The organism is Frateuria sp. Soil773 (assembly GCF_001428405.1).
GTDB lineage: Bacteria > Pseudomonadota > Gammaproteobacteria > Xanthomonadales > Rhodanobacteraceae > LMSL01.
Genome location: NZ_LMSL01000008.1, coordinates 72,775 through 73,033, shown reverse-complemented (window position 1 = coordinate 73,033; position 259 = coordinate 72,775). Strand labels below are relative to the sequence as shown.

Genomic DNA, 259 nt, shown 5'->3' with positions numbered 1-259 from the left:
TCGTATCGAGCGCGGCATCATCAAGGTCGGCGACGAAATCGAAGTGGTCGGCATCCGCGACACGCAGAAGACGACGGTCACGGGCGTGGAAATGTTCCGCAAGCTGCTGGACCAGGGCCAGGCGGGCGACAACGCGGGCCTGCTGCTGCGCGGCCTGAAGCGCGACGACGTGGAGCGCGGCCAGGTGCTGGCGAAGCCGGGCACGATCACCCCGCATACGGACTTCGAGGCGGAGGTGTACGTGCTGTCGAAGGACGAG

Annotated in this window: 1 protein-coding gene; it reads left to right on the top strand. The window is 66.8% G+C overall.

Translation table 11 applies throughout. The features are described 5' to 3' along the window. A partial coding sequence (locus ASG87_RS19160; protein WP_268761797.1) for an EF-Tu/IF-2/RF-3 family GTPase occupies positions 1–259 on the top strand: 259 nt, incomplete at both ends.